Source organism: Novosphingobium sp. AAP1, assembly GCF_001295765.1.
GTDB classification, from domain to species: domain Bacteria; phylum Pseudomonadota; class Alphaproteobacteria; order Sphingomonadales; family Sphingomonadaceae; genus Novosphingobium; species Novosphingobium capsulatum.
Genome location: NZ_LJHO01000016.1, coordinates 1 through 25,939, shown reverse-complemented (window position 1 = coordinate 25,939; position 25,939 = coordinate 1). Strand labels below are relative to the sequence as shown.

21 protein-coding genes are annotated in these 25,939 nt (G+C 66.4%); 13 read left to right on the top strand and 8 right to left on the bottom strand.

Features of this window, described 5'->3' with window-relative positions; all coding sequences use genetic code 11:
* The first annotated feature begins 20 nt into the window (after positions 1-20).
* Together IP65_RS18445 and arsC are read left to right on the top strand one after the other, a co-directional pair.
* Positions 21-530, top strand: coding sequence for a (2Fe-2S)-binding protein (locus IP65_RS18445; protein ID WP_028657721.1), 510 nt, complete (start codon positions 21-23; stop codon positions 528-530).
* A 26-nt stretch (positions 531-556) separates the two neighbouring features.
* Positions 557-898: an arsenate reductase (glutaredoxin) gene (gene arsC / locus IP65_RS18440; protein ID WP_054132598.1), complete on the top strand. Its 342-nt coding sequence runs from the start codon at positions 557-559 to the stop codon at positions 896-898.
* A 114-nt stretch (positions 899-1,012) separates the two neighbouring features.
* Here the strand turns inward: arsC and IP65_RS18435 are convergent, their stop codons facing one another.
* The 4 genes from IP65_RS18435 to IP65_RS18420 form a co-directional block, all read right to left on the bottom strand.
* On the bottom strand, positions 1,013-1,453 hold the full coding sequence (locus IP65_RS18435; RefSeq protein ID WP_028657722.1) for a biopolymer transporter ExbD: 441 nt from the start codon (positions 1,451-1,453) through the stop codon (positions 1,013-1,015).
* 64 nt (positions 1,454-1,517) lie between these two features.
* On the bottom strand, positions 1,518-2,048 hold the full coding sequence (locus IP65_RS18430; RefSeq protein WP_082209053.1) for a biopolymer transporter ExbD: 531 nt from the start codon (positions 2,046-2,048) through the stop codon (positions 1,518-1,520).
* Positions 2,049-2,178: 130 nt separating this feature from the next.
* On the bottom strand, positions 2,179-2,940 hold the full coding sequence (locus IP65_RS18425; RefSeq protein WP_022675739.1) for a MotA/TolQ/ExbB proton channel family protein: 762 nt from the start codon (positions 2,938-2,940) through the stop codon (positions 2,179-2,181).
* Between the two features lie 84 nt (positions 2,941-3,024).
* Positions 3,025-3,687 carry an energy transducer TonB gene (locus IP65_RS18420; RefSeq protein WP_022675740.1) on the bottom strand — a complete coding sequence of 221 codons (663 nt, stop codon included), beginning with the start codon at positions 3,685-3,687 and terminating at the stop codon, positions 3,025-3,027.
* A gap of 450 nt (positions 3,688-4,137) precedes the next feature.
* Here IP65_RS18420 and IP65_RS18415 point away from each other — a divergent pair, with 450 nt between their 5' ends.
* Positions 4,138-4,908 carry a hypothetical protein gene (locus IP65_RS18415; protein WP_107718762.1) on the top strand — a complete coding sequence of 257 codons (771 nt, stop codon included), beginning with the start codon at positions 4,138-4,140 and terminating at the stop codon, positions 4,906-4,908.
* 96 nt (positions 4,909-5,004) lie between these two features.
* Positions 5,005-6,327, top strand: coding sequence for a homoserine dehydrogenase (locus tag IP65_RS18410; protein ID WP_054132597.1), 1,323 nt, complete (start codon positions 5,005-5,007; stop codon positions 6,325-6,327).
* Between the two features lie 82 nt (positions 6,328-6,409).
* Here IP65_RS18410 and IP65_RS18405 read toward each other — a convergent pair whose 3' ends face one another.
* Positions 6,410-6,943 (bottom strand): hypothetical protein, encoded by a 534-nt coding sequence (locus IP65_RS18405; RefSeq protein WP_054132596.1) that lies wholly within the window; start codon positions 6,941-6,943, stop codon positions 6,410-6,412.
* 294 nt (positions 6,944-7,237) lie between these two features.
* On the bottom strand, positions 7,238-9,040 hold the full coding sequence (locus tag IP65_RS18400) for a methyl-accepting chemotaxis protein (protein WP_054132595.1): 1,803 nt from the start codon (positions 9,038-9,040) through the stop codon (positions 7,238-7,240).
* 270 nt (positions 9,041-9,310) lie between these two features.
* On the opposite strand from IP65_RS18400, the gene IP65_RS18395 reads away from it, so the two are divergent.
* Genes IP65_RS18395 through IP65_RS18380 form a run of 4 tightly spaced genes read left to right on the top strand, consistent with a single transcriptional unit; the run spans position 9,311 to position 12,445 of the window.
* Positions 9,311-9,952, top strand: a complete 642-nt coding sequence (locus tag IP65_RS18395; protein WP_054132621.1) for a PepSY-associated TM helix domain-containing protein — start codon at positions 9,311-9,313, stop codon at positions 9,950-9,952.
* 21 nt (positions 9,953-9,973) lie between these two features.
* A complete protein-coding gene (locus IP65_RS18390; protein ID WP_054132594.1) occupies positions 9,974-10,480 on the top strand; it encodes a DUF2271 domain-containing protein in 507 nt (168 codons plus the stop codon).
* Positions 10,481-10,493: 13 nt separating this feature from the next.
* Positions 10,494-11,465 (top strand): DUF4198 domain-containing protein, encoded by a 972-nt coding sequence (locus IP65_RS18385; protein ID WP_054132593.1) that lies wholly within the window; start codon positions 10,494-10,496, stop codon positions 11,463-11,465.
* A gap of 23 nt (positions 11,466-11,488) precedes the next feature.
* The gene (locus tag IP65_RS18380) at positions 11,489-12,445 is read left to right on the top strand and encodes an FAD:protein FMN transferase (protein ID WP_369801312.1); all 957 of its coding nucleotides are present in this window, start codon (positions 11,489-11,491) and stop codon (positions 12,443-12,445) included.
* A gap of 85 nt (positions 12,446-12,530) precedes the next feature.
* On the opposite strand, the gene IP65_RS18375 is transcribed toward IP65_RS18380, so the two are convergent.
* The gene (locus IP65_RS18375; protein WP_054132592.1) at positions 12,531-14,933 is read right to left on the bottom strand and encodes a TonB-dependent siderophore receptor; all 2,403 of its coding nucleotides are present in this window, start codon (positions 14,931-14,933) and stop codon (positions 12,531-12,533) included.
* A gap of 383 nt (positions 14,934-15,316) precedes the next feature.
* On the opposite strand from IP65_RS18375, the gene IP65_RS18370 reads away from it, so the two are divergent.
* Genes IP65_RS18370 through gltX form a run of 5 tightly spaced genes read left to right on the top strand, consistent with a single transcriptional unit; the run spans position 15,317 to position 20,089 of the window.
* Positions 15,317-16,093 (top strand): energy transducer TonB, encoded by a 777-nt coding sequence (locus tag IP65_RS18370; protein ID WP_054132591.1) that lies wholly within the window; start codon positions 15,317-15,319, stop codon positions 16,091-16,093.
* An 11-nt stretch (positions 16,094-16,104) separates the two neighbouring features.
* A complete protein-coding gene (locus IP65_RS18365) occupies positions 16,105-16,785 on the top strand; it encodes a Fe2+-dependent dioxygenase (RefSeq protein ID WP_054132590.1) in 681 nt (226 codons plus the stop codon).
* Positions 16,782-17,873, top strand: a complete 1,092-nt coding sequence (locus tag IP65_RS18360; protein WP_054132589.1) for an alpha-hydroxy acid oxidase — start codon at positions 16,782-16,784, stop codon at positions 17,871-17,873. The genes IP65_RS18365 and IP65_RS18360 overlap by 4 nt, the downstream gene beginning before the upstream one ends.
* A gap of 24 nt (positions 17,874-17,897) precedes the next feature.
* Complete coding sequence (locus IP65_RS18355; protein ID WP_171797612.1) at positions 17,898-18,722, top strand: arylamine N-acetyltransferase; 825 nt, start codon at positions 17,898-17,900, stop codon at positions 18,720-18,722.
* A gap of 44 nt (positions 18,723-18,766) precedes the next feature.
* The gene (gene gltX / locus IP65_RS18350; RefSeq protein WP_054132588.1) at positions 18,767-20,089 is read left to right on the top strand and encodes a glutamate--tRNA ligase; all 1,323 of its coding nucleotides are present in this window, start codon (positions 18,767-18,769) and stop codon (positions 20,087-20,089) included.
* Between the two features lie 10 nt (positions 20,090-20,099).
* Here gltX and IP65_RS18345 read toward each other — a convergent pair whose 3' ends face one another.
* Positions 20,100-25,610 (bottom strand): hypothetical protein, encoded by a 5,511-nt coding sequence (locus IP65_RS18345; RefSeq protein WP_054132587.1) that lies wholly within the window; start codon positions 25,608-25,610, stop codon positions 20,100-20,102.
* Between the last annotated feature and the right edge of the window lie 329 nt (positions 25,611-25,939).

The window sequence follows — 25,939 nt, the reverse complement described above, 5'->3', positions numbered from 1 at the left end:
CGGCACTATAACCGGGTGCCATGGCCAGCCTTACTATCAATGCCCAGCCACTCGACATTCGCCTGCCCGACGACACGCCGCTGTTGTGGGCGCTGCGTGATGCCGCCAATCTCACCGGCACGAAATACGGCTGTGGCACCGGGGAATGTGGCGCCTGCACGGTCATGGTCGATGGTCAGGCAATGCCCAGTTGCACGCTGTCGCTGGGCGAGGCCGAGGGCCGCAGCGTGACCACGATCGAAGGGCTCTCACCCGATCGTAACCATCCGGTGCAGCAGGCCTTTGCCGCCGAACAGGCGATCCAGTGCGGTTTCTGCACACCCGGCCTGGTCATGGCCGCCGCCGCCCTACTGGCGCACAATGCCGATCCGGCCGAGGCCGACATTGCCGCCGCGCTGCCCCATGTCTGCCGCTGCGGCGTACAGCCCCGCCTGGTCCGCGCGGTGCAGCGCGCCGGGCGCATCCTGCGCGGCCAGGAACCCCCGATCCGTCTGCCAGCGCCGCGCACGGCGACCACCGGCGGCTACTGACCCTTTCCGCATTAAGGAGAACGACCATGCATGCCACGATCTGGCACAATCCCGCCTGCGGCACTTCGCGCAATACGCTGGCCCTGCTTCACGAGGCCGGCGCGCAGGTGACGGTGATCGAATATCTCAAGACCCCGCCGAGCGCGGAGAAGCTGACGCAGCTCTATCGCGATGCCGGCGTCACCCCGCAACAGGGCCTGCGCCTCAAGGGCACCGATGCGGCCGAGCGCGGCCTGCCGCAGGCCGATGACGCCACCGTGCTGGCCGCCATGGTGGCAGAGCCCAAGCTGATCGAGCGCCCGCTGGTGGAAACCGACAAGGGCGTGCGCCTGTGCCGGCCCAAGGAGAAAGTGTTCGAAATCCTCTGACCGGCGAAACAAGGTCGCCGTGCCTGGGGCGCAGGCAAAGAAAAAGGGGCGGATCACTCCGCCCCTTGATCGGGTTTCCGGCGTGGCAGCCGGAGGAAACGGGCCGGTTAGGGCTTACTGCGCCGCCTTGCCGAAGGTGGCGTAGTTTTCGTTCCCGACGAAGCCGAACTTGGTCACCTTAGATTCGGTGATGTCCTTCAGCAGCCGGTTGGCCGTTTCATAGCTGGCATAGGCTTCCGGCTGGAACTGCAGTTCCGGTTCCGGATTCATCGCCTTGGTCGCCTGCAGCAGCGAGATCAGGTTGCCTTCGGTAATGGTCGAGCCATTCCAGAGGATCTGACCGGTCTGAGTCAGGATCAGCTTGTTCTTCACCGGGTCAACGTGAGGCATGTTCGTAGGCGGGGTCGCCTGCGGCAGGTTCACGTTGACCGAGTGCGTGGCCACGGGGATGGTAATGATGAACATGATGAGGAGCACGAGCATGACGTCGATCAACGGCGTCGTGTTCATTTCCATCATCGGCGCGCCATCGTCCTTGCCGCCGCTCATTGCCATGGGTTTTACTCCTGTTCGCCGTGCGTGCCCCGAAGGACACGCCCCGGACGGTGTCCGTCAGGCGTTAGCCGTTGGGATCGACCGGGGTGGAGATGAAGCCGACCTTGGGATAGCCCGCAGCCTGCACGTTGTAGATCGCACCGGCGACACACTTCCACGGAACATTGACGTCGCCACGGATGTGCACTTCGGGGATCTTTTCCGGGTCCATGTTGGCCGCGCCGCCTTCACGCTTCACGATCGCGTCGAGACGATCGAAAGCCTGCTTGTACAGCTCGGTGTTGTCCACCGGAGTCACGTTGTTGAAATAGACGCGGCATTCGCCGTTGCGAGAAGAGCCCTGATAGCCCGGTTCGCGCGGGCTACGGCCATTCGCGTCGGTCGCCACAACAGCGAGAAGCAGGTTTTCCACCTTGTCCTGGGTTTCTTCCGAGGCAAGGACGGGAACCTTGAGCTTTTCGATGGTCTGGATCGCGACCGGCACCGCGATGAGGAAGATGATCAGCAGCACCAGCATCACGTCCACGAGCGGCGTGGTGTTGATGTCCGACATCGGGCGTTCTTCTCCGCCAGCGCCGCCTACAGACATTGCCATTGGTTACATCCTATCCGATTGAAGCCGCGGGAGGGGCCAGGGTGTGGGCTTGAAAGGGCCGCCCTGGCCATGACCCGCGTTCTGCGGACAAGGCCGGCGACAGGATTGCTGCCGGCCTTGGGGTGACAGCTTACTTCTTGACCGGAGCAGCAACCGGGGCAGCCGGCTTGGCGGCCGGAGCCGGACCAACGGCGGGCTTCACGGCGCCCTTCGAGGTGATGTTGGCAAGAACGTCGGTCGAGAAGCCCTGGAGCAGCTCGGCGATCTTCTTGTTGCGCGACTGCAGCCAGTTGTAGGCAAGCACGGCCGGCACGGCGACGAGCAGACCCAGCGCGGTCATGATCAGAGCTTCACCGACCGGACCCGCGACCTTGTCGATCGAGGCCGAACCGGCGAGGCCGATGGCGATCAGAGCGCGGTAGATGCCGACCACGGTACCGAACAGACCGATGAACGGCGCGGTGGCGCCCACGGTGGCGAGGAAGGGCAGGCCGCCAGCGAGGCGAGCGTTGATCGAAGCTTCCGAGCGAGCGAGCGAACCGTGCAGCCAGTCATGGGCTTCCAGGGAGTCGGTCATCTTGGCGTGCTGGTCTTCAGCGGCGATGCCGTCGTCGACGAGCTGGCGCCATGCGCTGTTCTTGTCCAGCTTGGCAGCGCCTTCGCGCAGGGTGGGGGCGCGCCAGAAGTTGGCGAGCGCCTTGTACTGGCCAAGGATCTTCGCCTGTTCGAAGTACTTGGTGAACAGGATGAAGAACGAGCCGAACGACATGATGCCCAGGATGGTCACCGTGGCGTACGAAATGAAACCGCCAGCCTGCAGGGCTTCAACGAAGCCGAACTTGTTCTGCGGCGCGGCATTGGCCGCAGCAGCGGCAAGCGTCTGGATAAACATTCGGGTCTTCCTCTCAAGAATTCGATAGCAAGTGCAAAAGGCTGCGCATGGACGATGGCATATCCGAAGGGGTGATGGAGATCATCAATCCTTCGGGATCTGCCAACGCACCGAACTGCTGTACGTGCTGCCGACCGGCTGGCCGTTCTGGGTGCCGGGCTTGAAGCGCGCACGGCGCATCAGGTTCTGGCACGTTGCAGCGTCCAACTCTTGGTTGCCCGAAGAGCGCGTAACCGAGCAGTTGGTTGGCCGGCCGCTGGCGTCATATTCCAGACGGAAGCCGGTCGTCCCTTCGGCGCCTTCACGCAGTGCGCGCGAGGGGTAGTCGTTCGACGTCACCCAGTCACCCGGGTTGCCACGCGGCGTGCCGGGAACCGGCGGCGGCGGCGGCGGCGGGGCCGGGGGAGCCGGCGGAGCCGGAGGCAGCACGACCGGAGTCGGCGGCGGTGCGACCGGCGGCGGCGTCGTCACAGCCTGAATCGGCGGAGGAGCCAGATTCAGGTTGATCGGCGGCGGCGGCGCAACGATCGGTGGCGGCGGTTGATCAGGCTGCTTCGGGGGCGGCGGTGGCGGCTCCTTCGGCTTTTCCTCTTCGATCTTGACCGCGGTGGTCACGTCCTTGATCTTCTTGAACGCCGAGTAGGCAAGGCCGGTGACCAGCGCATACCCCACGACGACATGAAGAACAGCAACGATGATGAGCGCGGTGATCTTGTTACCGCTCATCTGTTGGTCAGCGTATGCCATTCAGCTCCATTACTCCTGAACGTCCTAGCCAAGCCCGACACATCGCCCACAGGACAACGCCAATCGCGCCCGAAAAGGACCGACGCCCGGAATCACCGTTCCGGCCGACGAGACAATCCAGCGATTTCATTCCACCCTGCCGAACAACCCGGACCGCCGACATCGGACGCAGAGGGCCCGGCGGCGGCATGGTTCGGACTTGGTTTTTTGTTTGCCCGAACGATCGGGAGCTTTAACGCCGAACCTATAAGGGCGCAAATGCTTTATCGGTTAAGCCATGATTCAGCGATGCGTCCCGCAATCGCAAGGAAATCTTAGCAATTTTGCGGCGCTGCGCCGCACGGAAGGAGGAATATGCCCAAATCCGCGCATCCGATGCGAAATTTTGTCGCTGGCATGCTGGTGTTTGCAAGCATTTCGGCGCCCCTGCACGCACAATCGGCGCCGCCCATGATTCGCACTCTTGACGCTCCGGCGCTGACCTACGCCGATCTTGTCGACCTTGCCCTGCCCGCGCACATCGTGGCCAAGGCAGAAATCACCGCGGTTTCCAAGATCAATCCGGCGCTGTCTGCCGATGTCGCGCCGGGCAAGGTGCGCCTCTATATAGAGGCGCGCACCACCGCCCTGCTGGTCGGCCCCGACATTGCCGATACGCTTAGCTTCCTGGCCGACGTACCGCTCGATGCGCGGGGCAAGGTGCCCAAGCTGCGCAAGATGCCGGTGCTGCTGCTGGCCGATCCGGTCAACGGCCGCCCGGGCGAGCTCAAGCTGGTGTCGCCCGATGCGATGCTGCCCTGGACGCCCGAGCTGGAAGCGCGGCTGCGCCCGATCCTGACCGAACTGGTCAACCACGGCCAGCCGCCGGTGATCACCGGGGTGCGCGAGACCATGCACGTGCCCGGCAACCTGACCGGCGAGGGCGAAACACAGGTGTTCCTCTCCACCCCCGATGGCAAGCCCGCCTCGCTTTCGATCCTGCGCCGCCCCGGCGAACGGACCACCTGGGGCGTGAGCTTTTCCGAGATCGTCGACCAATCGGCCAAGCCGCCCCAGCCCGAAACCCTGGCATGGTATCGCCTGGCCTGCGCCCTGCCGCCCGAGCTGCCGCCCCGCAGCGTGATCAGCGGCACGGCCGACGATCGCCAGATCGCCAGCGAAGACTATGCCCAGGTGATCCGCGAGCTGGGCCCCTGCACGCGCAATCGCCCGCCGCACTGAGAACTGCGCACTGATGCTGGCCTTTTGGCCGGTGCTGAACTAGGGCACCGGCCAGAGAACAAGACGCCAGAGAACAAGACGAGAAGTGGGAAGACCATGAGCGAACCCTTGCGCATCGCGCTCGCCGGCCTGGGCACCGTTGGCGGTGGCGTGATCCGGCTGATCGAAACCAATGCCGATCTGATCGCCCGCCGGGCCGAGCGGCGGATCGAGATCGTGGCCGTAGCGGCCCGCGATCGCAGCAAGGACCGCGGCGTGGACCTGTCGCGCTATGCCTGGGAAGACGACATGACCGCGATGGCCGCCCGGCCCGACGTGGACGTGGTGGTCGAACTGGTCGGCGGGTCTGACGGCCCGGCGCTGACGCTGGCGCGCAATACGCTGGCTGCGGGCAAAGATCTGGTCACGGCCAACAAGGCGATGATCGCCCACCATGGCCTGGAACTGGCCGCGCTGGCCGAAAAGGCCGATGCCGCGCTCAAGTTCGAGGCGGCCGTGGCCGGCGGCATCCCGGTGATCAAGAGCCTCAAGGAAGGCATGGCCGCCAACGATATCAAGCGCGTCTATGGCATCCTCAACGGCACCTGCAACTATATCCTCTCCACCATGGAGGATACCGGCCGCGACTTTGCCGACGTGCTCGCCGAAGCCCAGGCCAAGGGCTATGCCGAAGCTGATCCCACGTTCGACATCGACGGCATCGATGCCGCGCACAAGCTGGCGATCCTGTCGAGCGTGGCGTTCGGCACGCGGATGGATTTCAAGAGCGTGACGACGCGCGGCATCCGCCGCCTGCTTGCCGCCGATATCGCCCAGGCCGATGTGCTGGGCTATTACATCCGCCTGATCGGCATGGCCGATACCGAAGTGGACGCCAGCGGCCAGCGCCGCCTGGTGCAGCGCGTGCAGCCGCATCTGGTGCACCGTGACCACCCGCTGGCCCATGTCGATGGCGCCACCAACGCTGTGGTGGCCGAAGGCAACTTTGTCGGTCGCCTGCTGTTCCAGGGTGCCGGGGCCGGCGACGGACCGACCGCCAGCGCCGTGGTGGCCGACCTGATCGACATTGCGCGTGGCGATATCGGCACGCCGTTCTCCATCCCCGTGGCCGAACTGGGCGAGGCCCCGGCGGCCGAGACCGGCGATCGCATCGGCAGCGCCTATATCCGCTTCAACGTGGCCGATCGCCCCGGCGCACTAGCCGAGATCACCGCCGCGATGCGTGACGCCGGGGTTTCGATCGAAAGCCTTATCCAGAAGGGCACCCCGGGCCTGGCTGCCGGCGATGCCGATACCGTGCTGGTGCATATGGTGACGCACGATGGCCCGGAAAGCGCGATCGGCAGGGCCATGGCCCTGCTGTGCGATTCCCCCTGCCTGACCGAACCGCCGGTGGTCCTGCCGATCCTCGACGAGTAGGCCCGCAAGCCGCCGACAAACTGAAAAGGGCCCGGAAAGCATCGCTTTCCAGGCCCTTTTCATATCCAGCGACCAGCCTCGCTCAGGGTGCGCGGATCTCGCCCTTGGCGATGCGATCGGCATCCGATCCGGGCGGCGGCGGCGGCAGGGCGGTGATATCGAAGTAATACATCGGCGGCGGCACGCTGCCAAAGCCGACGCAGGCGCCATTGCCCTTGCACGGCGCCATGCCAAATACATTGGGCGCGCGGGGCAGGCCATCGTTGGTCGATTGCGCGGTATCGGTCTGGTCGCGCAGCGGCAGGCGCTCCTTCTCCCGCGCTTCGGCGCCGCCGCAGACCACGATCGCGCCATCGGCGCTGCGGCCGGGCCGGCAACGGGTGGCCTGGCTGCCGGTGATCAGCCGCTGGGCAAGATTGCCGTCGGCATTGCTCAAGGTTGGTAGCCCCGGCCCGGCAACCTGCGGCACGGCCACCGTGGGAGCGGCGGAAGGCGTGGCCTGACTGGTCTGGACCTGACTGGTCTGGGCCTGGCTATCCTGAGCCTGGGGCTCTGCCTGGGCCAGGGCCTCCGGGGCCGGCGCCAGGACCAGACCGCAGGCCACAGCCAAAGCCATGATCGGGGCGGGAATGGGAAAACGGACCGGAAAGGGCACTCTCGACAACACGGCTTTCTCCCGTTCAGGGGCGGCCCCGAAACATGTGCCGGACATAGCCAGCACGCGAATGCTGGTGTCTGCCGTGTCCTCGTGCGCGCGATGACGCGTGTCACCGCTGCTGCGGCGATCGGTGCGTTACGCCTGACCGGCCGTAGCGACAAAAACATTGCCGGCGCCATAGCTGTAGAGGCCATGTGCCCGGCCTTCAACGAACTTTATACAGAGCACTCCCAAGGCATCGGCGGATGCAGGCTACCCCGCCGCCAGTGCCAGGCGCGGGCCTGGCTGGGCATCCTCGCGCATCGAGGCGCGGCGCAGGTCCTGGGGCCTGGCCACATGAGCCGGGCGATTGGCCACGTCGCGGGTGCGGAAGGTGGATACCAGCCGGGCCAGCGCTTCGGCCTCTTCGGCCAGGCTGCGGGTGGCGGCCGATGACTGTTCGACCATGGCCGCGTTCTGCTGGGTCATGCGGTCCATGTCACTGACCGCGCGGTTTACGTCGCGCAGCTTGTCGGCCTGGTCGATCGCGGCTTGCGCAATGCCCGAAACCAGGCCGCCGATCTCTTCCACCCGCGTGACGATGCCGCCCAATCGCGCGCCGGTCTCGCCCACCAGCGTCACGCCGTGGCTCACCTGCTCGGTGCTTTCGCTGATCAGGGCCTTGATATCGCGGGCTGCATCGGCAGAGCGCTGCGCCAGCGCGCGCACTTCGGAGGCAACCACGGCAAAGCCCTTGCCAGCGTCTCCGGCGCGGGCTGCCTCCACCCCCGCGTTGAGCGCGAGCAGGTTGGTCTGAAAGGCGATGCCGTCGATCACGCTGATGATCTGGCCGATCCGCGCCGACGATGCCTCGATCGCCGCCATCGCCGCCACCGCGCGGGTGACTACGTCGCCACCGGCAGCCGCTTCTTCCTGGGCAGCGCCGATCGCGCTCTGCACGCTGGCGGCGCGCTGCGCGGTTTCGCCAACGCTGCGGGTCACGCTGTCGAGCGAGCCTGCCGTCGTGGCCAGGCTGGCCGCCTGTTCCTCGTTGCGCTGGGCCAGGTCTTCGGATGCGGCGCGGATTTCGGCGATGGCGCGGGCCACGCGGTTGGCCCCCACGCGCACGCCGCGCAGCGCCCCGGCCATGGCGGCGATTGCAGTGTTATAGTTGGTGCGCAGCGCCTCGAAGCCGGGCGGGAACGTCGCATCGATCCGCTGCTCCAGATCCTTGCCGGCAATCACGTCCAGCCCATGGGCCAGGGCATCGACCACCCGGCCCTGCGCCGCCCGATCGGCCTCGCGCGTTTGTGCCGCGGCGCGAAATACGTCCATCGCCCGCACGATCTGCCCGATCTCGTCCACCCGCTCGGCGCCTGCCAGCGGGCGATCCAGCGCGCCCTGCGCCATATCGACAATGCCATCGGCGGTATCGACCAGCGGAGCGATCACCCGCTGGCGCAGCAGGTGCCCCACATATACGACCAATACCAGCACCAGCGCGGCAAGCAGGCCGGTGCCGACCAGCGAGACCATGACCTGGCGATAGCCGCTTTCGAGCAGGCGGGCGCGGTTGGTATTGGACAGCGTGACCAGCGCATCGACGCGCTGGTGCTGCAAGGCATAGGCCTGGCGCAGCGGCCCGGCGTGGATTGCCCGCATCGCCGCCAGATCGCCCCGCCGTGCCGCGGGCAGGAACTGCTCGTCCACGGTCTTCCAGAACGCCACTTCGGCATCGAGCACGGCCTGCACCGGCGCGCGCATTGCATCGGGCACGGGCGCGGCCTGCCAATAGGCCTGGCGCTCCTTGAACTGGGCTTCCTCCTCGGCCAGGGCCTTCATCTCGGCATTGGCGCGGGCGGGATCGTCGAGCATCAGCGTGGTATGCAGATAGGGTTCCACCACAAAGCACGGTGGCGGCAGGATATCGGCCAGGAGTTCGTCCTGCAGCAGGCTTTCGTGATGCATCGGGCCGCCAAAGCGGATCTGCGCGACCACGAACGCCGCCAGGGTGATGGCGACCACGATCAGGCCGATGACCAGCCGCGTTGCTTGCCGCGTGCGCACGCTCAGCATCGAAGAACACTCCATGGGCGGATTTCGCGCTTTTCCTAGCGTGGCGATGCTTAATCCCGCGCGGTAGACGGGTTCCGGGGAATTGCGGAGCAGGGCAAACCCGTAACAGCCGTGATACAACCACAAACTTGCAAATGACTCGCATTAGGTTAAGAGCAGTACCAACTCCAGCCCGCCAGCTACGGACCCGCCTTGACCACGCTTGACCAGATCGACCGCCCGCGCCCGCCTGCTGCCCCGCCCCACGCGGCGCCGCGCCCTGATGCGGCCCTGGCGCCAGACCGCAACCAGGCGAAGAAAGCGCGCAAGGCCAGGCAGTTCTGGCTCAAGCAGCTGCATACCTGGCACTGGATCAGCGCGGCGGTGGCGCTGGTCGGCATGATGCTGTTCGCCATCACCGGCATCACGCTCAACCATGCCGCGCAGATCAATGCCGAGCCGGTGGTGGTCGATCGCAACGCTGCCCTGCCCGCCCCGCTGCTGGCACAGATCGCAGCCGCGCCAGCGGCCAGCGATGCGCCGCTGCCCGCGCCTGTGGCCCAGGCCGTGGCGCGCGCCGTGGGCATCGATCCCCAGGGGCACGCGGGCGAATGGTCTGACGATGAAGTCTATGTTGCCATGCCTGGCCCCGGCACCGACCGCTGGGTCAGCGTCAACCGCCACAGCGGCGCGATCACCTCGGAAAAGACCGATCGCGGCTGGATTTCCTGGGCCAACGATCTGCACAAGGGCCGCAACACCGGCACGGTGTGGTTCTGGTTCATCGATGTGTTCGCGCTGGCCTGCGTGGTCTTCACGCTGACCGGGCTGATCCTGTTGCAGCTGCACGCCCGCCATCGCCCCGCCACCTGGCCGCTGGTGGCGCTGGGGCTGGTGGTTCCGGCGGGTATCGCCCTGTTCTTCATCCACTGACCGCAAGGGAAACCCCTGTCGATGCGCAAGTCCCTTCCGCTTGTTGCTGGCGCGCTCGCCGCGCCGCAGCTGGCCCTGGCCGCCCCCGCCGCGCCCGCCGGCGTGATCACTGTCACCGTCCCGCGCCTGTCGGTGGCCGAATACCACCGGCCCTATGTGGCCGGATGGATCGAGCCGGCCGGCGGCGGCCAGGCCCGCACGCTATGGGTGTGGTACGATATCAAGAAGGTAGGTCGCGAACCGGGCACCAAGTGGCTGGGTGACCTGCGCAGCTGGTGGCGCAAGGGCGGCCGTTCGCTGGGCCTGCCAGCCGATGGTCTTTCCGGCCAGACCCGCGCGCCGGGCGCCTATCGCATCCCGCTGCCCGCCGGGCTCCGGCCCGGGGCCTATACCCTGTTCGTGGAAGCGGCGCGCGAAACCGGCGGCCGCGAACTGGTGCAGGTGCCGTTCTCGGTGCCAGCCAAGCCCGCTCCGGCTGGCGCCAGCGGCCGGGCCGAACTGGGCCAGGTGACCGTTTCCCTGCGTTGAGAGGACCGACCCGATGAACCGCAAGACTCTGGCACTCGCCGCGCCGCTCATGGCGCTGGCACTTGGCGCGCCCGCCCGGGCGCATCGCATGTGGCTGCTGCCCTCGATCACCGTGCTGGCCGATACCAACCAATCGGTCACCGTCGATGCGGCCATTTCCAACGACCTGTTCTATCCCGATCACTTCCCGCTGGGGGTTGACCAGGTCAAGGTCTGGGCGCCCGATGGTACGCCGGGCAAGATCGAAAACGCCGCGCGGCTGCGCACGCGATCGGTGTTCGACGTAGCGATCGACAAGCCCGGCACCTGGAAGATCGGCACGGAAATGGCCAATCTTTCTGGCACGTTCAAGGTGAATGGCGAGCTGTGGGGGCTGGGCATGCGCCGCCCAGGCGGTCCCGGCGGCACGGGCGGCCCAGGCGGCCAAGCGGGAATGGGTGCGCCGCCGCGCGGCATGATGCCGGGGGGCCCGGCTGGTCCCGGTGGCCCCGGCGGACCGGGTGGTGGCGAAGGCGGCCCCCGCCCGCAGATCGCACCCGATCACATGGTGGCCAGCCTGGCGGATATTCCCGCCGATGCCACCGAGGTAAACCTGACCGAAACGCTCAACCGCAACTTCGTGTTCGTCACCGCCGGCACCCCCACGACGCAGGCCTTTGCCCCCAGCGGCAAGGGGCTGGAAATGGTGCCCATCACCCATCCCGATGAACTGGTGAGCGACGAGCCGGGCAAGTTCCGCTTCCTGATCGATGGGCAGCCGGCGGCCAAGCTCAAGGTGACGGTGATCCCTGGCGCCAAACGCTATCGCGATATCGAGGGCGCGCAGGAACTGACCACTGCCGCCGATGGCACGGTCACGGTGAAATGGCCGGTGCCCGGGTTCTATTGGCTGAACGCCAGCCTGACGGACGATCACCCGGCCAACCCGCGCGCCGCCCATCGCCGCACCAGCTATACCACCACGCTGGAAGTCGTGGCGCCCTGACCCTGCCCGACCAGGCAAACCGGATGTTGCGCCTTGCTGTGCCCACCGCGATCGACCCGGACAGCCTTGCCGGGTTCGATCCGGCGGCGCCGATCGTCATCCTGTCGGGCCTGACCATGGGCACGCGCTGGCAGGTGCGCCTGGCCCATCCGGCTGGCAGCGCGGACCGCGCCGCGTTGCATGCCCTCATCCAGGCGCGGCTCGACCGGATGGAGCGGGCGCTCAGCCACTGGCAGCCCGGCAGCCTGCTGATGCGCTTCAACCGCGCGGCACCGGGAACCTGGCTGCATGTGGATGAAGACCTCGCCGGCGTGCTGCACCATGCTTTGGCCGTGGCGCGGGCGAGCCATGGCGCGTTCGATCCCGCCATCGGCCGCCTGACCGACGCCTGGAGCCTCGGCTCCCGCCGCCACCCCGCCCCGCCCGACAGCGCCACACTGGCCGCCGCCAGCACGGCTTCAGGCTGGCAGCGGCTGATCCTGGCACACGCCTGGTTGCGCCAGCCCGGCGGCGTGTGGCTCGATCTGTCGGGCGTGGCCAAGGGATATGCCGCAGACACCCTGGCCGATCTGTTGGCCGCGCAGGGCCTGCGCCACGCCCTGGTCGAGGTGGGCGGCGAATGCACCGGGCGCGGACTGCGTCCCGATGGCGATCCGTGGTGGGTAGACGTGGAAAGCCCGCCCGGCGCCAACCTGGCGCCGCTGCGCGTGGCGCTGCACCAGTTGAGCATGGCGACCTCGGGCAGCTATCTGGGCCTGCACACCATCGACCCCGCCACGGGCCGGCCTGGCCAGGGCCATGGGGCGGCAACCGTGCTGCACCGCCATGGCGCAATGGCCGATGCCTGGGCCAGCGCGCTGATCGTGATGGCGCCAGCCCAGGCCCACGCTGTGGCCGTGCGCGAAAATCTCGCCACGCGGTTGGTCGATCCGTCGGGTGGCGAGTGGCTTAGCCCGGCATTGGCAGCGATGATGGAATAATCATGCTAACACTGATAGCATGATAGCCACAAGAAAGGCCGCCGGATTGTCTCCGGCGGCCTTTTGCTTGGCAATGCAATAGCCGTTAGAGCTTCACGTTGGCCGTGAGGATCGCCGTGCGGCCCGCAGCCTGGCTGGCAAAGTGCGAGGCATAGGCCTTGTCGTAATAGCGCTTGTCGAACAGGTTGTTGATATTGGCCTGAAGCGAGAAGCGCGGCGTAACCTGGAAGCTGGCATTGGCGTCGAACCGCCAATAGCCGGGCACATAGCGCGCCAGGGTCTTGGTCACCACGCCGCCGCTCACCGCCGCGCCATAACCGCCATAGACCTTGCTCATGTAGAGCGCGTTGGCGCCCAGCGAGAGGCGGTCGGTCGCCCGGTAGGTGGTGTTGGCGGTAAAGCTGTGGTCGGGCGTGTTGGGAAAGCGCTGTCCGGTGCTGGGCGAGGGTACGTAATAGGTGACGCCCCCTGCGGTAACTGCGGTGGTGCCGCCATTGATGATGGTGGAATCCATATAAGTATAGCCACCAAAGACATTCCAGCGATCGGTGATGTTGCCGCTGGCCGAAACCTCGATGCCCTTGACCCGCTTGTTGCCGATGAAGGTCACGGTGCCGTTGGCATCGGTGGCGCGGGCATTGGTGGTTTCGGTCTGGAACGCGGCAAGGGTTAGCGACAGCCCTTCGCCGAAGACGTTCCACTTTGTGCCCACTTCATAACTGCGGGTGCGCTCCACCTTGAGGGCATCGGTGATCGCCTGGCTGGTGGTGTTGAGCGCGTTGCTGTCGCTGCCATTGGCCAGATAGGAACCCGGCGGCGTGGCGGCGGTGGAGGCCGAGGCATAGATGCTGCCGTTGGACGCAGGCTTCCACGTCAGGCCGGCCTGCCAGGTCCACAGGTTGTCGATCCGGCTGTACCACGCGCGGCCGCTTTCATCCGGGGCCGTCGCCAGCAGGCCAGGGCTGACGCGCGTGACATAGTGATCATAGCGCAGCCCCAGGTTGAGCAGCAGCGCATCTGAAAAGTTCACCGTATCGAACAACGACACCGCCTGGGTGTTGGTGCGCGACCTGGTCCAGGTCCTTTCGGCCGAAAGCGTGATCGGCGCGGTTACGCCCGATCCATCGGCAGTATAGCTGACCCAGCGGTCGTAAGGATTGGGATTGGCCAGGCTGGTGCAGTTGAAGGCGGCAATCGACGCGGCGCCGCAGCGGCCACCCGCGGCGCTGATGCCGGTGGCGATCGCCGTTCCCGTGGCCGCATTCGACACATAGTTGCCGACATCGGCGGTTTCGCGGCTGACCTCGCCGGTCAGGGCAAAGCTGTTCTTGATCCCGCCCAGCGTGAACGTGCCGTAGAAATCCGTCTGGTTGATAAAGCCGGTGGTGCGGCTGTAGCGGCTGTTGGCCCGGCGCCAGACATTGCCGTTGATCACGTTGCCCTGGCTATCGTCGGGCTGGGTCAGGACATAGCCCTGGCTCGACACGCCATAGCGCGTGGTGTTGCGCAAGGTCAGCCCATTGGCGAAATGGTGTTCGAGGCGGGCCGTGCCGGTGTTGACCAGGGTGTGGCGGAAATCGCGATCCACCAGGCCATAGAACGCCGTGCGTGGCGTCGCGGCCACGGTGGTTTCGCTATAGCCGGCCGGCGCATTGGCGGTGGTGCGCAGATAGGGAATGCCCGAATCCGGCAGTTCGTGGCTTTCCAGGTGATAGTAATCCAGCGTCAGACTGGTCGGACCAGACAGGCCGAACTTAACCGAGGGCGCCACGCCCCAGCGATCCTGCCACACGGCGTCGCGGCCGGCCACGTGCTGGTCGTGATACATCGCGGCCACGCGCAGGCCGACATTGCCGATCGGCTGGTTCACATCGGCCGTGACCCGGCGATATTCCGCCGTGCCGGTAGCGGCCGAGACATTGGCAAAGCGCTCGCCGGTCGGCTGCTTGGGCACGAGGTTGATCGCCCCGCCCACGCTGCCGCGCCCGTTCATCGTGCTGTCCGAACCCTTGACCACCTCGATCTGGTCCACGGCAAAGACATCGCGAGACTGCGCGCCGATATCGCGCACGCCATCGAGGAACAGGCTGTTCTGCGCATCGGCGCCACGGATGAACGGCCGATCGCCCTGCGGATTGCCGCCTTCGCCCGCGCCCAGGGTGATGCCCGGCACGAAGCGCAGCGCATCGGCCAGGCTGGCCGTGGCATTGTCCTGCAGCACCTGCGCGGGGATCACCGTGACCGTGCGCGGCGTATCGAGCAGCGGGGCGGTGTACTTGGGCGATGCGGCCCGTTCGGTCTTGTAGCTGCCCTCGGTAATGGCGGTATCGGTGACGGTCACGCCGCCCAGCACGCGCGGCTCGGGGTTTTGCGCGGCCGTTGCATCCTGGGCTAGGGCGGGTGCGGCACCCGCGATCAGACTGATGCAACCCAGCGCGAGAAAACCGGCGGCCCCCGCCGCACCGGCACGATCAAAACTGTCCCTCACTCATTCATCCTTTGCGCGAAACATATCATTCGTTGCGGCAGGCTGCGGCGCGCTTGCGCCGATCCCTGGTCCCGGCGGGCATGCGCATCCGGCCCCGCCGATGCCGCAGAGCGCTTTAATGCGAATTGCTATCAGTCGCAACGCTATTGATAATGATTCGCCAATTTGATCTGCCTCAAGGCTCCTAAGCACCGCGCGACCTAGAAATCCGCCATCGCCACGGGCGGTGAGACGTCCGCAATGTAGCCCCCATGCACACGGTCAGAGCCATCTGGCCGAAGGCTCGGAACGCTATTGCGATCTATTCTCTCGACTCGCGCCGGAGAAGCGGCTATGCGAATGACTCTCAATAACCTGCCAAACCGCCAACGGGGGCCAGAATAGTGAGCAGCCAGGCCAGTTTGATCGCAACGCCAACCCTTGCGCCGCGCCAGGCATCGTCCGGCCTGCGCGGAGAGGTCGTGCCGCTGCGGCCTGCCACCTGGCAGCCTGCGCGCTATGAACCGAGCCGACCGCGCGGGCTGGCCATGATCGGGGCGGGCGCTGCCGTTGGCGCATTGCTCGTGGCTTTCCTGTCGCTGGGCATCGTGGCGGCCAAGCCGCGCCATCACACGCTCACGGCGGTGCGCCTTTCGGCTGATCTCACGCCACCACCACCGCCGCCGCCTCAGGCCGCGCAGCAGCCACCGCGCGCGCCGGTGCAGCCTGCCTCGCCCATCGTGGCGCCGCCGCCACCGATTACACTGGCCTTGCCCGCACCGACGATCGCCACCGCCCCCGTCGCCGCGCCGGTTGTCGTGCCCACCCCCGCCCCGGCCGCTGCGCCAGCCCCGGTGGCGGCGCCAGCCCCGGCCGCACCGGCCGCGCCAGCGATTGCCAAGGGCCGCGATCTGTCGGCCAACCTGGTAGATGCCAGCCCGCCGCGCTACCCCATCGATTCGCGCCGCGCGCGCGAGCAGGGCACTGTCGTGCTCAATGTCACGGTGGGGCTCGATGGCCGTGTCGCCGATATCGGCCTGTCCCGCTCCAGCGGGTTTGACCGGCTCGATCGCGCCGCACTGGCCGCCGTGCGCCATTGGCGCTGGACACCGACGCGCCAGAACGGGCAAACCGTGATGGTCCAGGGCCTGGTGTCCATTCCCTTCGTGCTGCAAGGCTGAAAGCCACTGCCATGATGCTGCATATTCCCGGCGTCCTTTCGCCGGACGACGTGGTGCAGGCCCGCGCCGCGCTGGCCCAGGCCGAATGGGAAGACGGCCGCGCCACCGCCGGCCATCTCGCCGTGCGCGCCAAGGCCAACCTGCAATTGCCGCTCGACAGCGCGGTGGGCTCCGCGCTGGGCCAGCGCATTCTCGAACGGCTCGGCCAGACGCCGCTGTTCATCGCCGCCGCGCTGCCGCTGCGCGTGCTGCCGCCGCGTTTCAACCGCTATGAAGGCGGCGGCACTTATGGCAGCCACATCGACAACGCCCTGTTCCGCATGCCCGGCACCGACACCTATGTGCGCACCGACATTTCCAGCACCCTGTTCCTGTCCGATCCACACGAATACGACGGCGGCGAACTGGTGGTGGAAGACAGCTATGGCGCGCACCGGGTAAAGCTCGCCGCAGGTGACATGGTGCTCTATCCCGGTACCAGCCACCACCATGTCACCCCGGTGACGCGGGGCGCCCGCCTGGCCGCATTCTTCTGGACGCAAAGCCTGGTCCCGGCCGAGGCCGACCGCCGCAGCCTGTTCGAGATGGACCAGGCGATCCAGGCCCTTGCCGCCGACCAGCCCGATCATCCCTCGGTCGCGGCGCTCACCGGCGTCTATCACAATCTGCTGCGCCGCTGGTCGCAGCCATGACCGGCGCGCCCCTGCCGGCGGACATCGCCACGCTGGATGATTATGAGCGGCACGCCGCCGCACTCATCGATCCGGCCACCTGGGCACATATCCAGCAGGGCCACACCGCTGCCAACCGTGCCGCCCTGGCGCGCTGGGGCCTGGTGCCGCGCATGCTGCGCCCGCTCGATGGCGGCAGCACCGGCACCATGCTGTTCGGCCAGGCCCACGCCGCGCCGATCCTGCTCGCCCCGGTGGCCTATCAGCGGCTGGCCCATGCCCAGGGAGAAATCGCCACGGCCCAGGCCGCCGCCGCGCTCGACACCGCGCTGGTGGCCAGCACCTTGTCGAGCGGGACGCTGGAAGCGATCATCCAGGCCCTGCACGATGCGGCCAGGGAATTGCAGCGCCCCGCGCCGCCGCCCGCCTGGTTCCAGCTCTATGTCCAGCCCGATCCGGCAGACACGCTCGCCCTGGTGCGCCGGGCCGAGGCAGCCGGCTATTGCGCCTTGGTGGTAACGGTGGATGCCGCCATCAAGCGTGCCGAGTTCACTCTGCCGCCCGGCGTGGAGGCAGCCAATCTTGCCGGGCAGGCGCCGCCGCGTCATCACACCCATGCCCACAGCGGCCAGCTGGTCTTCGGCAGCGCGCTCGCCGCGCAGGCCCCAACCTGGGACACCCTGGCCTGGCTGCGCCGCGAAACCACGCTGCCTTTGGTGGTCAAGGGCTTGCTCCACCCCGATGACGCGCTGCGCGCCCGCGATGCCGGGGCCGATGGGGTGATCGTCTCCAACCATGCCGGGCGCGTGCTCGATGGCGTGGCGCCCGCGCTGATGCTGCTGCCGGCGATGCATGCCGCGCTGGGCGCCGACTATCCGCTGCTGTTCGATGGAGGTATCCGCAGCGGCACCGATGTGCTCAAGGCCATGGCGCTGGGCGCGCGGGCGGTGCTGGTCGGCGCGCCGCAATACCATGCCCTGGCGGTGGGCGGCATGGCCGGCGTGGCGCATATGCTGCACATCCTGCGCACCGGATTCGAACTGGCCATGGCGCAATGCGGCTGCACCAGCGTAGACCAGATCACCCGCGATCTGGTGATTGCCTTGTAGGCCATAGCCGTTAAGTGGCGGCGCATGATCTGCGATCTGCCCAGCTATCTCGCCCGCATCGGCCTTGCCGCCGCCCCCGCTGCCACGCCGCAGGGCCTCGAACAGGTGCAGCGCGCCCATCGCCAGGCGATCGGGTTTGAAAATCTTGACGTGATGCTGGGCCGGGGCATCGGCCTGGAACCGGCCGATATCCGGGGCAAACTGGTCGATCGGCCGCGCGGCGGCTATTGCTTTGAACATAATCGCCTGTTCGGGGCGATGCTGGCCACCATGGGCATGCCCACGCGGCCGCTGCTGGCACGGGTATGGTTGCGGGTCTTGCCCGGCGTGGTGCCACCGCGCACCCACACGTTCAGCCTGGTGACGCTGGCCGGCGAGCAGTGGCTGGCCGATGCCGGTTTCGGTTCGTCCTATGTGCCGCCCATGCCGCTGGCTGACGGCGCCAGCGCGCTCGCTGCCGATGGCTATCGCCACCGCCTGCGCCGCGCCCGCGCGCCCGGCTCGCTGCGCGGCGAATGGGAGGTGGAACGCAGCCAGGACGGCGCCACGTGGGAGGCGCAATACAGCTTCGACACCACCGAAGTGGCTGCGCTGGACCTGGCCATGGCCAACCACTGGGTCGCCACCCGGCCGGAATCGCGCTTTACCCAGGCCTGCATCGTCTCGATCGTGCAGCCGCAGGGCTTTGCCTCGCTGCTCGATCGCCAGATGACAGTGCAGACCGCGCATGGGCGCGACGTCAGCGAACTTCTCGATGCAGCCGCCTGGCAGCGCACCCTCGCCGATGTATTCCACATCGAACTGACCGATGCCGAGGTTGCCCAGCTGGCGCCGCGCCTGTTCGGATAAGTCCCCGGCTGGCCTTGGCCGCCAATCGCGCTATAGCGCGGGCCATGACTGTGGTTACCCGCTTTGCGCCCTCGCCCACCGGCCGCCTGCATGTCGGCAACATCCGCACCGCGCTGCACAACTGGTTGCTGGCGCAAAAGCATGGTGGGCGCTTCCTGCTGCGCATCGACGATACCGATGCGGCACGCAGCCGCGAGGAGCATGTCGAAGCGATCCGCGCTGATCTTGCCTGGCTTGGCCTCCATCCCGAGCGCGAAGAGCGCCAGTCTGCGCGCTTTGCCATTTACGAGGCCGCGTTCGAGCGACTGATCACCCAGGGCCGGCTCTATCGCTGCTATGAAACCGCGCAGGAACTTGATCTGAAACGCAAGATCCTGCTCGGGCGCGGGTTGCCGCCGATCTATGACCGCGCCGCCCTTTCCCTGACCGAGGCCGATCACGCCGCCCGCGCCGCTGCCGGTGACAAGCCGCACTGGCGCTTCATGCTGGATCACGACACCCCGATCACCTGGGACGATGGCATTCGCGGGCCGCAGCATTTCGATCCGCGCCAGATGTCCGATCCGGTGGTGCGCCGCGCCGATGGCTCGTGGCTCTATATGCTGCCCAGCGCGATCGACGATATTGAAATGGGCGTAACCGATGTGCTGCGCGGCGAAGACCACGTGTCGAACACCGCCACGCAAGTGCAGATGTTCCTGGCTCTCAACGCCCAGCCCCCCCGCTTTGCCCACGAAGCGCTGCTGACCGGCAGCGAGGGCAAGCTGTCCAAGCGCCTGGGCTCGCTCGGCGTGGCCGACTTGCGCGAGGCGGGAATCGAGCCCGAAGCCCTGGTTGCCCTGCTCGCCCGCCTCGGCACGTCCGATCCGGTCGATCCGGCGCTCGACGCGGCAGACCTCGCCGCCAGTTTCAATCTCGCCCATTTCGGCCGCGCGCCAGCCCGGTTTGACGAGGCGGAACTGCAACGCGTCAACGCCGCCGTGGTCCATCGCCTGCCCTATGACCGCGTCGCTGCCCTGCTGCCCGCCGGCATGGGCGCGGCGGCGTGGGAAGCGATCCGCCCCAACCTGGCCCACATCGGCGAAGCGGCCGATTGGTGGCAGGTGATCCAGGGGCCGATTGCCTCGCCGGCGTTCGATGAAGAGACCCGCGCCTTCCTGTCTCAAGCCGCGCAGGTTGCCGCCGCGCTCGATTGGGCCAATCCCTGGCCCGCGCTTACTGCCGCGCTCAAAGACAGCACCGGCCGCAAGGGCAAGGCCCTGTTCCTGCCGCTGCGCCAGGCGCTGACCGGCATGGACCACGGGCCGGACATGAACGCCCTGCTGCCCCTGATCGCCCAGGACGAGGCGGTTCGCCGCCTGTCCTGAGCGCCGGGAATCACAGCCGGAAGCGAAGCCCTGCCGTGGCGCTGCCGCCATTGCTGGGTGCGCCCAACTCGCCCGAACCGGTGAGGAACAGCTTGGCGCCCGGCGCCATCTGATACTCGACGCCAGCCACCAGGCTGGCACTCAAGCGGTTGCGCCGCACACCCACGGCCTCCAGCTCGTCGGTCGAGCCCGCCAGGCTGGCAAACGCGCGCGCCTGGCGCCCCTGCACGCGATAGCGCATGCCCAGCGTGACAAAGCGACGCCACGGCGAGGCGGCATCCGGCGCGGTCTCGAAGCCGAGCCCGGCGTCGACGAAGCCTTGGGTCAGGCGCGCCCGCGCCACATCGAGGGCAAAGGGATGGGCGCTCGCTTCCTGGATCGCCTCGTGGCTGGTCCGCACCCAGGTCGTGCCCACTTGCGGACGCAACAACCAACCCGATCCCAGCGGGACCGTGCGGCTGAGCGAGGCATCGAAAGACCAGCTGGGCAGCGAATAGCTGGCCGTGATCACCCCGACATCGGGCACGGTGCGGCGGGTAAAGGCATCGGCATCGTCATAGCTGGCAGACAGCGTCACGCGGGTTTTTCCGCCAAACCGCGCGGTCACGCCGCCGATCGCGCCGCTGGCCTTGGTTGATGCACCCAGGCTGGCAATCGTCTGGTGGCGGTCCATCCACCCGACATAGGCAGCGACGGCATAGCCTTCGCCACCGACACCCAGGCCAACCAGGCCGCCATAGCCATTGAGCGTTGCCGCGCTCACTCCTTGCGCGCCATTGGCACTGAACTGGCGCGTGCCACCCACCATCTGGCCAAACCCGAAGACATGGCTGTCGCCACGCGCCTCGGCCTCGCCCATTGTCCGGGTGGTGCTGGCCAGGGCCAGCGCGGTTTCCGTGCCGATCTGCAGCGCATCGGCATAGGGTTCTGGCGTCAGGCGTGCGAACGCTGCAACGATCGGTGCACCCTGGCTGTCCTGCAAGCTGTCGAGCGCGGGGAACAGCGCCGCTGGTGCATCGGCCGCCGCCATGGCAGTGTTGATATAGCCGATCGCGCGGCGCACCTGCGGCGCATAGCCCGGGGCATTGGCAAACTGCACCAGCAGGCCCAGGTCACCGTTGGCCAAGGTGCGCAGCGAACCGGCCAGGCCCGTTACCGTGTCAAACTGGCCGGTCACCCCGCCCGATGCACTGATCAGGTCCAGCGTGGAACCGACCTTGACCGGCGTGGTCGCCACGATCTGCAACGTGCTCCCGGAATTGATCGTCAGCGTCCCGTTGATGTTCAGCTTGTCACGGGCACTGGGCGCGATTTCGAACACCGTGGTCGATCCGGTGGCCAGCAGCACGTTGCCATTGACCGTCATCGTCCCAGGCGACGCACCTGGGCTGAGCGTGCCGCTCACCGTGATATTGCCGTTGACCGTGCCCGCCGAACCGAACACCGCGCCACGCCCCACGGTAATGCTGTCGGCGTACATCACCGAGCCGGCCAGGCCAACGAGCCGCCCACCGGTCAGCACCACGCTGCCAAAACTGCCCTGGTTTGCCAGTGTGGCAAATCCACCGCTTTGGGTCAGGCTCGAAACCCCGATTACCGTGTCCAACGCCACTGGTGCGGCCTGGCTGCCACCGTTGATTTCCAGCACATTGGTGCCGCCGCCGGCATAGATCGATCCGGCAAACGCACCGTTCATCACCAGACGGTCGTCACCGCTGCGGGTCACGATGTCGCCCGTGATCGATCCGCTGTTGATCAGCGTGGCATTGCCGCTCAACAGATAGACGTTCCCAACGATACGGCCACTGTTGTCAAACGAGACCATGTTGCTGACGTCAGCCGCGACAGAAACGGCATAGCCGACGGGCTGCCCATAGCCGTACCAATCGGGATCGGTCTGCGGCGTGAAGCCCGTGATCGTGCCACTGTTGACGATCGTGAGGGTGCCGGCTTCTGCTGTCGGTGGATAGCTGTAACCGCCATCCACGATGCTGAGGCCGCCACTGATCACGCCGCTGTTGGTCACACTGCTGCCAGCGAAGGTATTGGCCGCCAGGTCGACAGCCGGGCTTACGCCATTGTTCCCGATGCTGCCGCTGTTGTTGAAAGTCAGGCTGGATCTGCTCCACGCCGCAACGGCAGACCCCGTCAAGGTCGGCGAACCAATGCTGGCGCTATTGTCGAACAACGCCGTGGCCACCCAGGCCCGGCCGATATCCGCGCGATTGACGAAGCCCGCCAGATCGCCCTGCAGGCCAGGCACGAGTTGGACGGTATAGCCCGAGAGCGTGCTTACGCCGCCGGTCGTGGCCAGCTGGTTGATGATCGTGCCGGTACCAGCGACCAAGATGTTGCCGGTATAGCCGGATGGCCCGGCGATAGTGACCTGCGCGTCGGCGCCGTCGGCGATCGCGAGTTCCTGCGTGAAACCTGCGGGCAATGCCTCGCCCAGCGTTACGGTTGCCGTGCCGCTGCGCAGGTGCCCCACCGAGTTGGTGCCTGCTCCACCATCGATCATGCCGGTCACGCCGAAACCGGCTCCCGTCTCGATCAGCTGATCATTGCCGTCGCCGAACAGCAGGTTCCCGTTGATCGTCCCGCCATCAGCAATATAGACGCCGCTGTTGTAAGCGCGGTCATAGACTTGGGAATAACCCAGATCGACAGTCCCGTTGATGACGCCAGCGTTGCGCACCAACCCACCGCCCATCTCCACCGCGTCGCCAACGCCGGTGATCGTGCCACCAGCCAGGTTGGTCACCTGGTTTGTCCCGCTGTAATAGCCATTGGTCGACATGGCGATGGCAGCGCCACCCGTGCTGACGAGCGCGCCGCTGTTGTTCACCGTGGTGCCGATCATTTGCACCGCGCTTTGGCTCGCGGTGATACTGCCCGTGTTCGTCAGTGTGCTGGCAGTCACGCCCACACTGCCATCGGCCACGATCGTGCCGGCATTCACCACGGCTTGCGCGGTGACGGCGCCATAATAGTTAATAGTATTGCCGCCCGAAGAGCTGTCGGTCAGGCGGACAGTCCCGTTGTTGATGAACGTCGTGCCCGTCTCATAGGAATAGTATGCCGTGGGCAGCACGACCGTGCCCACCGGATTGGTCGTACCGCTGCGCGTGGCTGACAGCGTGCCATTGTTGGTGATCGTGGCAGGTATGCTCGCGACGCTGCCATTGTATCCAGTGGCCTGGGTCGGAATCACCGACGTCGTGCCCAAGGCCACCATGTCGGTCGTGGCGACCGTACCGCTCAGCACGACATTGCCGGTGCCGGCGATGCTCACCGTGGAACCCCAGGTTCCATCGGCATGCAATGCCAGGGTGGTGCCGCTCGCAACCTGATAGCCGACGCGGGCAAAGCCACTGGGCAGCGCCAGGGTGGCGCTCGCGTCGCCCGTCACGTCATATCGCAATTCCGAATGATCCGCCTGAACCACGCCGTTGATCCCGGCAAAGCCGCTGGTTCCCGGCCCACTCAGCGTGGTCATCAGCACGTCATCCCGCCCCAGGGTCAGATTGCCGTTGAGCATCCCACCACTGGTCGCAATGTACATCGTCCCGCCATAGGAGGAGTTGCCAGTGCGAGTGGCGATCTTGACGTCCCCATTGATCGTGCCGGCGTTATAGACACGGATGTAAAATGCCCAGGACTCGCTTGGCGCGACGGCGGCACTGCCGCCGGTGATGATCCCCCCGGCGCGGTTATCGATCTGGGCATAGGCTCCCAGCATCACGGCCGTTCCAGACGCGCTGATCTGTCCGGTATTGGTCAGGATCCCGTCACCCAGCAGAACCCCGGTCGTCGCTCCAGCAATCGTGCCGCTGTTGGTGCCGGATGTGCAGATACAGGTATAGGTCAGTTCCAGGGCAGTTCCGCCGGTCGAACGGATCGTGCCGCTGTTGCTGAAGCCCGAGCCAGTATAGACCGAGGCAGCCGTGCCGCCCGCGGTGATCGTGCCGCTATTGGTGAAATTGTCGCCGTTTGTCCTGAGGCCATTGCCGCTTGCGGAAATGGATGCCTTGTTATCGATGACGGTATTGGCAAGGTCGACGGCATAAGCATCACCGCCGGTCTGGCTGGTAATAGTGCCCTCGTTCACGAACGTTCCGCCCGCTGGATAGAACGAAGTGTTGCTCACCACCGTTCCGGTCCCGCTGATCCTGGCCTGGTTCAAGAGCGTTCCAGCACTATCGAAGTAGAGCGACGACACGGCGGGATAGGCGCTTGCCACGGTCAGCGTCGTGCCAAAGATGGGCGCCAGGCTGAGCTGGGTGAAATGCGTCGGCAGCACCGGCGCTGCCGACAGTGTCGCATCGCTGCTGGTCACCAGCTTCAGGGTGTTGACCCCGGCGCCGCCATCGATTGCGCCGGAAATGCCAGTTACCAGGTTCCCGCCGTTGAGCGTCGCCACCAGCACGTCATCGCCCGATCCGAACACGACATTGCCGGCGATCGACCCGTGGGATGAATCGATCGTGCTGTTGCCAGACCCGGTGAGGACATTGCCGACGATTGTGCCCTGGTTCACCAGGTTGAAGCTGCCTTGCGTGCTCAACGCGGTATTGCCGGGCTTGACCGAGATCACGCCGCCGGCAGCGTTGGTGACATTGAGCGTGCCGCTGCCAGTGGCAATGATCGTGCCATTGCCGGTGTTGGTGATCACGCCACTGTTGGTAATGTCCGCCTGGACCGGCGTTCCGTCGATCACGCTGGCGCCACTGGCGCTGATCGTGCCGCCCGCAAGGTTGGTCAGCGTCAGGTATGACGCACCGCCGATCGCAGCCCCGCTGCCGGTGTTGCTGATCGTCCCGCTGTTGGTCACCGTGCCATAGCTGAGCGCGATGGTGGGGCTGGCACTGCCAGACGTGATCGTGCCGTCGTTCCATACCGTGCGATAATATGCGCTATTGCCCAGCGATGGCGCGATCGCGCTCAGCGTCCCGCCGTCGATCGTGCCGCTGTTGCGAATTGCGGCATTGGCCTGGATCGCGCCGATAAACCCGCTGGCGGTGTTGTAGATCGTGTTGAAGCTGAAATTGGGGTTGGTATCGTAGATCGCCACGCCACTCGTGCCGGTGATGGTGCCGGCATTGGCGATCGACAGCCAGGTGCTGCCATAGGGATTGCCAGGGCTTCTCGCCAAGGTGATGCCGTACGCGCCCGCGACCGTGCCGTTCTCGCCAACGCTAAGATTGACGCTGGAGCCGGCAAAATCGGTGCCGCTGGAATCGGCTGGCCCAGATAGCACGGCGATGCCCGCAGTCCCCGTATTCGACACAGCACCGTTGACCGTGATCGTGGCATAGCGCGACTGAAACGACGCTGTGGCCGGCATCGCTACCGTGATCGCCGCCGGGCCGTTGGTGTTGAGGCTGGCGCCCTCGTCAACCGTCAGGGCCGTACCCGAACGCGTGATGACATAACCATCGCTGGAAGTGCCGGTACAGGTCACCGCAGTGTCCGTCGTTTCCGCGCATTGCGCCCAGGCATGGGCTGGCAAGACGACCGCCATGGCAGCCAGGCTGGCTTGCGCGCGCAGAAAGTTCGCCCGCGACGGGCGACGAACAGGTTGATGATGGTCCAACGATTGCCCCTAAATCACGGTATCTAAACGGATAGATACCGGCCTTGTGTATGAAGCAATTTGAAAAGGACCAAAGCATTTTGATATTTGCTGCAGCGCAAAAAGGTTCCGCAATGGACCTGCGCTTGCGGCTCGCGCTCGGATTCAGCCAGGCTGGCCAGCACGGGCGATGCCGCCTGGTGGCGTTTTGCCGCCGATTAGCGGGATCCTGAACGCCAGAAAGCCCCGTGCCTTGGCCGGGGCTTGTGTGTGTTGCG

Coding starts and splice junctions, on each gene's coding strand:
- IP65_RS18430 (WP_082209053.1), bottom strand. CDS start 2,048: ATGGCAATGTCTGTAGGCGGCGCTGGCGGAGAAGAACGCCCGATGTCG.
- IP65_RS18360 (WP_054132589.1), top strand. CDS start 16,782: ATGACCGGCGCGCCCCTGCCGGCGGACATCGCCACGCTGGATGATTAT.
- IP65_RS18400 (WP_054132595.1), bottom strand. CDS start 9,040: ATGCTGAGCGTGCGCACGCGGCAAGCAACGCGGCTGGTCATCGGCCTG.
- IP65_RS18445 (WP_028657721.1), top strand. CDS start 21: ATGGCCAGCCTTACTATCAATGCCCAGCCACTCGACATTCGCCTGCCC.
- IP65_RS18425 (WP_022675739.1), bottom strand. CDS start 2,940: ATGTTTATCCAGACGCTTGCCGCTGCTGCGGCCAATGCCGCGCCGCAG.
- IP65_RS18420 (WP_022675740.1), bottom strand. CDS start 3,687: ATGGCATACGCTGACCAACAGATGAGCGGTAACAAGATCACCGCGCTC.
- IP65_RS18380 (WP_369801312.1), top strand. CDS start 11,489: ATGTTGCGCCTTGCTGTGCCCACCGCGATCGACCCGGACAGCCTTGCC.
- IP65_RS18435 (WP_028657722.1), bottom strand. CDS start 1,453: ATGGCAATGAGCGGCGGCAAGGACGATGGCGCGCCGATGATGGAAATG.
- IP65_RS18410 (WP_054132597.1), top strand. CDS start 5,005: ATGAGCGAACCCTTGCGCATCGCGCTCGCCGGCCTGGGCACCGTTGGC.
- IP65_RS18345 (WP_054132587.1), bottom strand. CDS start 25,610: ATGGCGGTCGTCTTGCCAGCCCATGCCTGGGCGCAATGCGCGGAAACG.
- IP65_RS18415 (WP_107718762.1), top strand. CDS start 4,138: ATGATTCGCACTCTTGACGCTCCGGCGCTGACCTACGCCGATCTTGTC.
- IP65_RS18355 (WP_171797612.1), top strand. CDS start 17,898: ATGATCTGCGATCTGCCCAGCTATCTCGCCCGCATCGGCCTTGCCGCC.
- IP65_RS18385 (WP_054132593.1), top strand. CDS start 10,494: ATGAACCGCAAGACTCTGGCACTCGCCGCGCCGCTCATGGCGCTGGCA.
- gltX (WP_054132588.1), top strand. CDS start 18,767: ATGACTGTGGTTACCCGCTTTGCGCCCTCGCCCACCGGCCGCCTGCAT.
- IP65_RS18390 (WP_054132594.1), top strand. CDS start 9,974: ATGCGCAAGTCCCTTCCGCTTGTTGCTGGCGCGCTCGCCGCGCCGCAG.
- IP65_RS18365 (WP_054132590.1), top strand. CDS start 16,105: ATGATGCTGCATATTCCCGGCGTCCTTTCGCCGGACGACGTGGTGCAG.
- arsC (WP_054132598.1), top strand. CDS start 557: ATGCATGCCACGATCTGGCACAATCCCGCCTGCGGCACTTCGCGCAAT.
- IP65_RS18405 (WP_054132596.1), bottom strand. CDS start 6,943: ATGGCTTTGGCTGTGGCCTGCGGTCTGGTCCTGGCGCCGGCCCCGGAG.